Genomic DNA, 10,738 nt, shown 5'->3' with positions numbered 1-10,738 from the left:
TCACCGAATGTACCAAGCCAACCTGGCAACCCAGATCAACCGTCATCAAATATGCCAAATGAGCCTGGTAATCCGGACCAACCGTCTTCAAATATGCCAAACGAGCCTGGTATGCCAGGACAACACGAAACGTCTCAATCAAATGCTTCAAATCATGAAGCGATGACTGAACAACAAAAATCTAAAGCATTACCGAAATCTGGTCAAACTTCTTCAAATCAAGGTACGCTGTTTGGTACTTTATTAGCTGGATTAGGTAGCCTATTCTTATTACGTAAACGTCGTCATCGTCAAGATAAATAATCATCACGTTCTTCTGATATGATAACGAGATTTTGTAAATGAAACCTACTTTATTTCATTACAAAGTATCAAAGTTAACCTAAAGAAACCCCATAAGTTCTAAGCACTTTTGCTTAGTCTTATGGGGCTTTTATTATAAACCGATAATAGACATATTCGACTTAGGTCTTTTTATTTCTAACTGTTGTTTAAGAACTTTCGCAATCAGCTCTGGCATCGTTACTGGATAAGTTTGATGTAATGTCACATCTGGTAAAATATCCTTATAGTGACGATAAATATAATCCGTCATGACAATGCGATAACTATAATCTTCATGCAAACCAAACTGTGTCACACGATAATATGGCGGCTGATTGATATCAATTGTGAAATCAAAACCTGACCAAAATAAAAAGTGCGTCGGATCCATGTCACCCACAGTTAGATGGTTGCCGTCCCATTCAAGGTGGGCTGCACTTTCTTCAATGAGCTGTTTAATAACGCTTCCTTTCAGTGTCATATCCATTGGCTTATCAGGATGTGGATACATATTGTATATGTCTTCATTTTTCAAGCCCCCCTTTAAACCTGTCGCATTAGGTAAAGGCAAATTGACACATGTCATGGTTGCTTCCAATTCTTGAACGAGACTTTCATGTAACAATTGGATGTATGGATGAGGTCGAACAAGGAGTTCATGAAAATGCGAAAAGTACATATCTATATCGTGATGATGAATGGGTTCATTTTTCCAACTTCTGACCGCTTTTCGGTCATAATATGTTAAATCTAATAGCGACTGGTCTTCTTCGTATTCATTTAGAGACACAATTTCAGGCTCCATTTCGAGCAGTTCAAATGAATTCCGTCTTTTACGAAATTTAACATTTACATGCACTAAATTCTCAGCATTTTGACCCGCTTGAACAAATAGCGTGTCACCGTCATTTTCAATCACTGTCTCATGTTGATGCCCTGTAATCATTAAATCAATAATCCCCACTTGTTTCATAATCATTTCTGCTTGATTCTCACCTTGTGATTTCGAATCATGACTTAACTTAGATAATCCTCCATGATACAATACAATTAAAAATTCAGGTTCTACTGTTTCATAAATATAACGAATCCATCTTTTAGCTGCTACAGTGGCTTTCTCTACTGTCACATCTGATTCCATTTCTATATTTTCATTTTTCATTAGCCCTTCTGAAGTTAAACCCACAACCGCAATTTTTAAGCCGTTAATATTTTTCACCATATACGGCGTTGAAAAATAAGGTTCTCTTGTTCTTGAGTATTCAATATTAGCTGATAACCAAGGGAAACGTGCAAGTGCTATAGAGCGGTTTAAAAAGTCCAAGCCATACTTAAATTCATTCGAACTGATCCCGCTTGCATCATATGCCATTGCATTCATAAGTTTAATCATCGGATGGCGTTTATATGGTGCAATGATGGCATAATAAAACGCAGTGATACTTCCAGCTAGATTACCACCATTGTCCAATAAAACGACGTGGTCATGTTGACGTCTTACTTCATTAATATATGTACCTGCCCGATAAATATTTGAATGCTCACTTTCATTTAAAATATGACTATGCATATCAGACGTTGCAATAATCTGGATATTCATTTCATCATGCTGACTCATTGCTTTCACCCCAATCATTATGATTCAATTCGTATTTTACCATAATTTTCAAGCCTTTAACGATTGAATTAAAAAGAACTTATTCCGCTAATAAATCCAAACAAATTTAATAGACCTTGGTTAAACTGTACCATATTAATTATTTATCTATTTTCAGTTATTCATTTTACTATAAAAATATTTTTATTTATTTAACAAATTCTCATACATCTTCAGACCTATTTTCTTGTATTTTTATTCTTTTTTACAAGAAATGAATTGACTTTCAGAAAATATTAACTTAAATTAACTTTATCGGATTAAATTACTTTAACAAAACGTCATGAATCATTACACGAAAGGTGAATATTGTTTATGAATTTCAATCGCTCGTCTGTTAGATTCGTCGCCTTAACGTTACTTTATTTTGCTATTATGTTGACTTTGTACTTTATATATGGCAATGGCGATGCACATAACACATTTATTTATAATGATTTTTAATATTAAAGGAGCTAAAACATGAAAGATGTTTTAAAAATGATTGCACAGTACAGTCAGACACAGCCTAATGATATCGCCGTTCAACATCGTGGTGAGTCATTAAGTTATTTAGAGTTAGAAACATACTCGAACCGCTTAGCAGCACAACTCTCAAATAGCAGCGCACCAGTTGTTGTATACGGTCATATGTCACCATTTATGATTGTGGGTATGATTGCTGCACTTAAAGCAAGATGTGGTTATGTCCCAATTGATCAATCCATCCCTGCAAATCGTATTTCTCATATTTTAGAGAAAGTTGTCCCGCAATATATTATTAATACGACTGACGCAACAATAGGTCAACACGTATCAACTGAATATTTTATTCAAGATATTCAATCATTTACAGAAGAGACGCCTTTCACACCGATTAAAGGTGATGCAATTGCCTACACCATCTTTACATCTGGATCAACAGGTATGCCAAAAGGTGTCGAAATTTACTACGATAGTCTCGTTGAATTTGCAAACTGGGTAGATTCGCTTAATCAACATGAAACTAAAGACGTTTGGGTCAACCAAGCACCGTTTTCATTTGATTTATCAGTAATGGCCATCTATCCTTGTTTACTTTCAGGAGGCACACTGTTACTCATTGATAAAGAAATGATAGCTGCACCTAAATCTTTATATGAATTGTTCCAAAGTGAACGAATTAATGTTTGGGTCTCCACACCATCATTTATGGAAATCTGTTTGATGCTTCCTCAATTTGATGCTAATGGCATGGAAGGGCTTCGAACGTTTTTATTTTGTGGTGAAGTTTTGGCACATCGTACAGCTAAAACATTGTTAAATAAGTTCCCAGATTCTTATTTATACAACACATATGGTCCTACAGAAGCTACTGTTGCCATCACGAGTGTGAGAGTCACACAATCTTTATTAGAAGAATATGACACTGTACCTGTTGGTGTACCAAGACCAGGTACGACGTTAAGTGTAACTGATGAAGGCGAATTAATCATCAAAGGAAACTCGGTTAGTGCCGGTTATTTGAAAGATCCTGAAAAGACGGAAAAAGCATTCTTTAAAGAAGATGAACAACGCGCTTATTATTCAGGTGATCGCGCTGTACATCAAGATGAGATGTGGTTTATTAAAGGTCGTATCGATAACCAAATCAAATATAACGGTTATCGTATGGAACTTGAAGAAATCGAATCAAGAATGAACCTTTTACCGTTTATTAGCGCTTCAATGGTGGTCCCTATTTATAAAAGAGGTAAGATTGTTTATCTGACAGGGGTTGTAAAATTGAATGCTGAAGGCGTTCAATTAGTAGACATTAGCCATGAAATTAAGACGCGTCTAAAAAAAGAATTACCTGATTATATGATTCCTAAAAAAATCGAGATTGCTGATGAAATGCCATTGACAAACAATGGTAAATTAGACCGCAAACGAATTAATGAGGTATATCAATCATGACGCCATACACTAGTTTTCATTTCTTTGTGATTGCACTCATTGTTTTACTCCCTGTTATTATATTAGGGTTATTCGGAAAAAGGTCTAAAGTATACAATTTTATCAGTACAGCAATCATGATTGTCATTATATTTGCTGACAAAAAACACAACTTATTTGGAATTAGTTATATAAGTTATCCATTAATAAGTTTCATCGCATATATTTTATGGCAAACTTTGATTATTAAAGTTTATGAGCGGATGACTTCACAAAATCGCTCAACGTCTTACTATGTCTTAGCTTTAGTTTTATCGATTGCACCATTATTTATGGTCAAACTTTTACAAAGTTCATGGCTTGGTAAGGGCCAATTGCATATGCATAGTTCAAAACTTGTTGAATTATTTGCATTCCTTGGTATTTCATATATTACATTCAAAAGTGTTCAATTGATTATGGAAATTCATGACCACACACTAAAAGAAAAAGTAGACGTCAAAAAACTGATTCAGTTTATTTCATTCTTCCCTACGATTTCTTCGGGTCCAATTGATCGCTATCGTCGCTTTAAGAAAGATGATGATAAAGAACTGACAAAAGAGCGTTATCGTCAACTACTAGGCAAAGCCATTCATTTTATTATGCTTGGTTTTCTGTATAAATATATTATTGCCTATGTTATACAAAACTATGGAGTTAAGCCATACACAGGCCATCTAGAAACATTTGGGGATTACTGGTTCTATATGTATACTTACAGTTTCTATCTATTCTTTGATTTTGCTGGATACAGCTTATTTGCAATCGCATTAAGTTATATCTATGGTATCGAAACACCGATGAACTTTAATCAACCTTTCCGTGCTAAAAATATCAAAGACTTTTGGAATAGATGGCATATGACTTTATCTTTCTGGTTCCGTGACTGTATTTACATGCGTTTTGTATTCTTTATGGCTAAGAAAAAATACATTAAATCGACGTTCCATGTTTCTAATATCGCATTTTTACTTAACTTCGGTATTATGGGGCTGTGGCACGGATTTGAATGGTTTTACGTCGCGTATGGTCTCTATCACGCATTGCTATTTTTCCTTTATAACTACTATGAAAAATGGCGTAAAAAACGTTTTGGCAAATGGAATCACCCTGTCATCAATGTATTAAGCATTGTAATCACATTCCACTTTGTTGCATTCGGCTTTTTAATTTTCTCAGGCCAATTAATTTAATGATTAAAACTTAATTTACAAGGAGCGATATTTATGGATTTTAATGAAAAAGTTTTAGATATTATTGCGGAAGTTGCAGAAGACGATGTTGTAAAAACAAACCCTGACATTCAACTTTTCGATGAAGGTATTATGGATTCTTTACAGTCAGTTCAATTATTAGTTGCTTTTCAAGAGGAACTTGATATCGAAGTTTCAATTATGGACTTTAATAGAGAGGATTGGGCAACGCCAAATCAAATCATTAACGAATTGGCAAAATTACGATGAAATCAAAGCAACATTACATCATTGCATTTTTAACAAGTATCGTATTATTTGTTGTCTTTATATTGTTACCAGCAAAATGGTTTGTTCCACCTCACCTCTCAAGTCAATTACCTAAATATCAAGTTGCCAATGACAGCAACATGTTAAAAGGTGAATATTTACAAACTGACATGCTTAAAGACTCACATTATTACCCGGTATATGGTTCGAGTGAACTTACAAAAGACGATCCTTTTCAACCCGCATTATTACTTAAGGGACATACAAAAGATTTATTTTACATGGGTATCGGCGGCTCAACTGATCTTATTCAAGTGATGACTTTAGGCGCTCAATATGATCATTTGAAAGATAAAAAAATGACAGTGATTGTTTCACCTCAATGGTTTACTAAACACGGATTAACTGAGTTAAACTATTTAGGGCGTTCTTCTAAGTTACAAATCAATAGTATTTTTGAAAATCCACGTATTCCAAATGATATTAAAGTGCGTTTCGCAAAACGCTTATTGCACTTTAAAGATAATAAGGATAATGAGTTTTTAAAAGATATGGCTACTCAACATCATTCAGATGGTCATTTCTTAAATCCTTTATATGAGAATCATTTGGAAAAAATGGAAGCGATACGTGCTTATTTACCTATTCATCACACGAATAAACTTCCACAACTGTTAGAAGAACACAAGAAACAACCATTAAACTGGAATAAATTAGACGAAAATGCTTTAAAATATGGAAAAAGTCAAAGTCAAACAAATCCATATCATATTAAAGATAAATATTGGAAAAAATTACAGAAGAAAAAATCTGTAAGCCGTCAACATGAATTCCATACAAATTCAGTTGAATATGACGACCTCGCTTTACTCGTAGATACGTTAAACCACTCAGGTGCAGATGTGCAGTACGTACTCTTACCTGTTAATGGTAAGTGGTATGACCATATCAATCTTCCAAAAGAAAGAAGATTGCCAGTTACTCAAAAAATAGTAAAAACTATTGAGTCGCATCATGGTCATGTCGTAGATTTATCAGATAAAGATTATGAGCCTTACTATATGAGTGATGCCGTTCACGTTGGTTGGCGTGGTTGGGTTGATGTGACACGTCACATTGACGAACATATTCATTCTAAAAATTAATCATACTTCCTTGAAAGTATGAAACATAAAAAGGACCTCCAAATGAGATGGAGGTCCTTTTTGTGTATTAAAATGGCTGTACACTTTATATGGTGGTTATGTGTCTATAATAATTAAGTCGCAAACTTCCGATTTCTTCTTCGAGTCTCGCTTTCCCAGGCGCCTTACCTCAACTAATTTTGGCTTTTATTGTAGCTCATAAGAAGCCAAAATGGATTTTCGGTTTCGGCTCTATGCCTCGGGAGTCTCGACTCGGTACGCAATCTATTTAAGCAATTTCACTATTGAAAAGTGGCATTGCTTTTTTCTTTGGTCTTTTATACAGTCTAAAAATAATAAAAATGCGATTTTTGAAGTTATAAAAGTTGCGATAGCCATATGAAACTCTTTTAATCAGTTTAACTTTTTGATTAATTCCTTCAATCGCTCCATTATTGAATTGAGGGGTTCCAATCGTATAAGCAATGATATCCTCATACTTTCTGTAGAAGCGTAACACTTTCCATCCATACATTTAAAACATTGTTTTAACAGTTTTAAATACACTGCTATCTCTTGGAATCTTAAAAAAGTAATTCGCGATAAACGTTTTCCGTGTTTGTGTATTCGGTTTGGATTCGTATGATAACAGTGAGGACAAGTCATAGGCTTGTATGAAAGGGTACCAAAGATGACGTTAGATTTCTTACCTCTAATAACTACATCTTCTTCAACTTTAGTGATTTTAATATTATTATCTTTAATTTTTAGTAACTTTAATATATCATTACACATAGGCGCAATATGTCTCCTTTATTTTTAGTTTAGTCACTTAAAATTATAGAGGCATTTGCGCTATTTTTGTACAAAAAAGCAGGATGACTTATGTCATCCCACCATAAAAAATGGAGAACCAAAATAGATGGCTACTTTCAGAGAAATAATGCCAAGTTAACATTTTAACCAATCTGAATTCTTTCTTTTGGATAATGATATTTTGACGGCTCGCGGTTACCACTTATCATGATGATAAATGAGATTAAGCCTACACGGCCGATAAACATTAAAACCATCAACACAACTTTTGAAACATTGCTTAACTGCGAAGTAATCCCCGTGGATAACCCACACGTACCAAAGGCAGACATAATTTCAAAATAAATTTTAACAAATTCAATATGACTTCCTTCTGACAGAATAATGATAAACATTCCTAAAAATGTAAGCATGATTGCGATACAAAACACTGCAAATGAGCGCTGAATATCTTGATTATGAATTTCTCGATTAAATACTTTTATTGATGATTTCTCAGCATTTGGCTTGTAATTAATCACAAACAAAATAATAATCGCAAAAGTCGTTGTCCGTATACCGCCACCAACTGAACTTGGAGAAGAGCCGATAAACATCAATGCACCCATTAATAAGTTAGTCGCATCTGAAAATTGAGCAACATCAAATGTCTCTAAACCCGCACTTCGCGTGGTCACAGACTGAAACATGGCATAAAACAAAGTTTTGTGCCAAGATTCGTGTGCAAAAACACCATGACCTTCAATCATTAAAATACCGAGTACACCCATGATTAGTATAACTAAGTAAGTGACAGTCGTAACTTTCGTAAATAAAGAGAATCTAAAATTAGGTATTCTATTTTTAATATAAGCTTTGATCTCCAATAACACAGGAAAACCAATTGAGCCTAATACGATCAGAAACATAACAATCGTTTGGACAAAATAATCATTCGCGTATGGAATGAGTGAATCTCCTGTTATATCGAGACCTCCGTTCGTTGTTGCTGAGATAGAAACAAACACGCCTTGTAAGATAGCCTCTTTGATGTTATGAATGTCACGATAAAAATAAAATGCTAACAGTGTTGCCCCTACTAACTCAATCACTAAAATTGCTCTTACAATATCTAAAATTAACTTGACCGTCCCACTCATCGATTCTCTATTATTATCCAACATAATGAGTTGACGCTCTCGAATACCAATATGTTTTCCTAATACAACCCATAATAATGTACCAATCGCCATTACACCGATACCGCCAATGTTAAGGATAACCAATAAGACGATGTAACCAAAGGCAGAATAGGTTTCTGATATGTTTATCGGTGTTAACCCCGTTACACTTACACCCGAAACAGCGACAAACAAAGTATCGATGGGTGCTACTTTGACGCCAGGCTTATGTACACCTGGCAAATTCAACAGTAAAAACGCACCAACGATAGCGACAAGGTAATATAAGACAATCCCTTGCTGTGGGCTTGATCTTTTCAATAAAAATTTGACTATGGACAACGCCATTCACCCCAAAGCTAATTCAATTTATATGAGATCTGCTTAACCTCACCTTCACGTATCACTTTTAATTTTAATGCTTCTTTCAAATCTGTATGTTCAAATAATTTTTGTCGATAGGCCAATTTATCTTTAATCGGCTTACCATCTAATTCTACTATGACATCGCCCTTTTTCAACCCTGAATTTTGGGCAGCGCTGTCATCGTCAATATCACTCACCATTACGCCTTCTTTTAAACTTTTATTCACGTTATAATCATCTTTTGTTGCATCTGTCACATCGATGACATTATCTAACTGAAGGTGTGTATTTGGATGCTTGATTTCACCATCTTTTTCAAGTAATTTTGCTGTATGTATCGCTTGATTAATAGGAATCGCGAAGCCCATACTTTGTACATTCGGCATACTGATTTTTAATGATGCGATCCCAATCAGTTCACCATTTTGATCAACAACGGCACCGCCAGAATCACCTGGATTAATTGGTGCATCCACTTGAAAGGCACTTAATAGTGTATCATATTCATTATCTTTATCGATGTCAACAGGTACATCTCTATTGAGCCCCGATACGATGCCTTCGCCAACTGTATTTTGAAAATCTAAACTTAAAGGATTTCCTACTACAATCACAGGTTCACCTAAGATTAAAGCACTTGAATCGCCTTGTTTAATCGGTTTTAATACATCGCCTTTAGGTGCATGAACGGTCATGACTGCAAAATCCGACCATTTGTCTTTTCCTATTACTTTACCCATTGCAGTTTGATGGTCGCCAAATGTTAATTCATGCTTTTCTCTATCACCGACGACATGGGCATTCGTTAATATATAAAGGGTGTCGTCCAATTTTTTGTAGACGACACCTGATCCGCTTTCTTTTTCTTCTTGCGTTTGTTGCTTAGCATCTTGAACTGTATCTGGTGTACTCTTACTATTATTTTCTATAGATACCACGGATTTAACTGCGAGATTCGCGTTTTCCATCGTTTTGGTAACTGTTTTATTTGTACCTTTTTGATGTTGCTGTTCTTGAATCGCTTGTTTGACATTGTCATTTTCACTTTTATTCACATTATTAAATATTGCAAATAATAAAATGACCACTAAAATAACCGCTAATATAATGAGGATTTTAGCCCATTCTCTAGAAAGAAATTGCGTGATTTTTTCAGTCCAATCGCGCTTCGTTGAGTACTGATGCTTCGGAGGATGTTCTTGTTGGTGTTTGTCAGGTGTTTCAATCATTGCGTCTTGGTGATCATCTTGATTTTCTTTGTGATCCACTTGTTTGGATGATTGCACCTGTTCTGACCTTTCTTGTTGTGTCTCTGCATCTTTATGATTGGATTGCTCTGCTTCACTGCCATTAATTGACACTGATGATGTTTCTTGAATCGGTCTTGAAGCCTCTTTGTTAGGTTCTGCTTCGTGCTTCACCTTGTTTTGTGACTTATCACCATCATCATGTGTGATTTTTTCAATGCGCGCTTTGCGTAGATTGTCTTTCACACGCTCTTCATTGTTTTTAACTTGAGCCTTTTCCTTTTCAGCTTTGAGCGCATTTTCTTCTTCTTCTGCCTTCAATCTGGCTTCACGCTCTTCATTATGAAAAAACTCACGTCTTTTTCTTTTATATAGATGTCTCGGAATCACATGTTTTTTATCCTGATCCATTGCACGCCCTCCTTATGTTGCTCTCACTCTATTATGACATATCAGCGCTTAAATTTCTGTAAAATTCACTTTTAAATATCAAAAATACTAAATCCGGCGTTACAAGATTCATCATCAAAACGGCATAAAACCAATTGCGTTTAAGACTCAAAAAGTAAATCTTAATCTCTCATAGCACAGTCTTTTTTAAGAAGAAAGGGTCCGAACAATCCTTTGTTCGAACCCTTTATGT

The 10,738-nt window shown here is 35.0% G+C and carries 9 protein-coding genes and 1 pseudogene; 6 read left to right on the top strand and 4 right to left on the bottom strand.

All coding sequences use genetic code 11. The features are described 5' to 3' along the window. Nucleotides 1-303: LPXTG cell wall anchor domain-containing protein (locus tag HMPREF1208_RS02050; RefSeq protein ID WP_016424684.1), on the top strand; the 303-nt coding region annotated here is incomplete at its 5' end. 133 nt (nt 304-436) lie between these two features. Here HMPREF1208_RS02050 and HMPREF1208_RS02045 read toward each other — a convergent pair. Then, nucleotides 437-1,942, bottom strand: coding sequence for a bifunctional metallophosphatase/5'-nucleotidase (locus tag HMPREF1208_RS02045; protein WP_037559078.1), 1,506 nt, complete (start codon nt 1,940-1,942; stop codon nt 437-439). A 354-nt stretch (nt 1,943-2,296) separates the two neighbouring features. On the opposite strand from HMPREF1208_RS02045, the gene HMPREF1208_RS11705 reads away from it, so the two are divergent. From HMPREF1208_RS11705 to dltD, 5 genes are read left to right on the top strand one after another with little or no spacing between them, the layout of a single operon-like run. Beyond that, nucleotides 2,297-2,425: a teichoic acid D-Ala incorporation-associated protein DltX gene (locus tag HMPREF1208_RS11705; RefSeq protein ID WP_081635134.1), complete on the top strand. Its 129-nt coding sequence runs from the start codon at nt 2,297-2,299 to the stop codon at nt 2,423-2,425. Nucleotides 2,426-2,443: 18 nt separating this feature from the next. Beyond that, on the top strand, nt 2,444-3,898 hold the full coding sequence (dltA, locus tag HMPREF1208_RS02040) for a D-alanine--poly(phosphoribitol) ligase subunit DltA (protein ID WP_016424682.1): 1,455 nt from the start codon (nt 2,444-2,446) through the stop codon (nt 3,896-3,898). Continuing rightward, nucleotides 3,895-5,112 carry a D-alanyl-lipoteichoic acid biosynthesis protein DltB gene (gene dltB / locus HMPREF1208_RS02035; RefSeq protein ID WP_016424681.1) on the top strand — a complete coding sequence of 406 codons (1,218 nt, stop codon included), beginning with the start codon at nt 3,895-3,897 and terminating at the stop codon, nt 5,110-5,112. Before dltA ends, dltB begins: the two co-directional genes overlap by 4 nt. Before the next feature lie 33 nt (nt 5,113-5,145). Next, on the top strand, nt 5,146-5,382 hold the full coding sequence (gene dltC / locus HMPREF1208_RS02030; protein WP_016424680.1) for a D-alanine--poly(phosphoribitol) ligase subunit DltC: 237 nt from the start codon (nt 5,146-5,148) through the stop codon (nt 5,380-5,382). Beyond that, nucleotides 5,379-6,527: a D-alanyl-lipoteichoic acid biosynthesis protein DltD gene (dltD, locus tag HMPREF1208_RS02025; RefSeq protein WP_016424679.1), complete on the top strand. Its 1,149-nt coding sequence runs from the start codon at nt 5,379-5,381 to the stop codon at nt 6,525-6,527. The genes dltC and dltD overlap by 4 nt, the downstream gene beginning before the upstream one ends. Before the next feature lie 268 nt (nt 6,528-6,795). Here the strand turns inward: dltD and HMPREF1208_RS11700 are convergent. The 3 genes and pseudogenes from HMPREF1208_RS11700 to HMPREF1208_RS02010 form a co-directional block, all read right to left on the bottom strand. Further along, nucleotides 6,796-7,032, bottom strand: a pseudogene (locus tag HMPREF1208_RS11700) (transposase); the annotation flags it as partial. 433 nt (nt 7,033-7,465) lie between these two features. Next, nucleotides 7,466-8,830: a TrkH family potassium uptake protein gene (locus HMPREF1208_RS02015; RefSeq protein WP_016424677.1), complete on the bottom strand. Its 1,365-nt coding sequence runs from the start codon at nt 8,828-8,830 to the stop codon at nt 7,466-7,468. Nucleotides 8,831-8,841: 11 nt separating this feature from the next. After that, nucleotides 8,842-10,506 carry a S1C family serine protease gene (locus tag HMPREF1208_RS02010; protein ID WP_016424676.1) on the bottom strand — a complete coding sequence of 555 codons (1,665 nt, stop codon included), beginning with the start codon at nt 10,504-10,506 and terminating at the stop codon, nt 8,842-8,844. Between the last annotated feature and the right edge of the window lie 232 nt (nt 10,507-10,738).

This window comes from Staphylococcus sp. HGB0015, from assembly GCF_000411275.1.
Classification (GTDB): domain Bacteria; phylum Bacillota; class Bacilli; order Staphylococcales; family Staphylococcaceae; genus Staphylococcus; species Staphylococcus schleiferi.
The sequence above is the reverse complement of the archived record's forward strand: the minus strand, read 5'-3'. Positions and strand labels throughout refer to the sequence as shown.

Bases quoted from the DNA above. Each gene is read 5' to 3' on its own strand.
- HMPREF1208_RS02045 (WP_037559078.1), bottom strand. From the start codon at position 1,942: ATGAGTCAGCATGATGAAATGAATATCCAGATTATTGCAACGTCTGAT.
- HMPREF1208_RS11705 (WP_081635134.1), top strand. From the start codon at position 2,297: ATGAATTTCAATCGCTCGTCTGTTAGATTCGTCGCCTTAACGTTACTT.
- dltA (WP_016424682.1), top strand. From the start codon at position 2,444: ATGAAAGATGTTTTAAAAATGATTGCACAGTACAGTCAGACACAGCCT.
- dltB (WP_016424681.1), top strand. From the start codon at position 3,895: ATGACGCCATACACTAGTTTTCATTTCTTTGTGATTGCACTCATTGTT.
- dltC (WP_016424680.1), top strand. From the start codon at position 5,146: ATGGATTTTAATGAAAAAGTTTTAGATATTATTGCGGAAGTTGCAGAA.
- dltD (WP_016424679.1), top strand. From the start codon at position 5,379: ATGAAATCAAAGCAACATTACATCATTGCATTTTTAACAAGTATCGTA.
- HMPREF1208_RS02015 (WP_016424677.1), bottom strand. From the start codon at position 8,830: ATGGCGTTGTCCATAGTCAAATTTTTATTGAAAAGATCAAGCCCACAG.
- HMPREF1208_RS02010 (WP_016424676.1), bottom strand. From the start codon at position 10,506: ATGGATCAGGATAAAAAACATGTGATTCCGAGACATCTATATAAAAGA.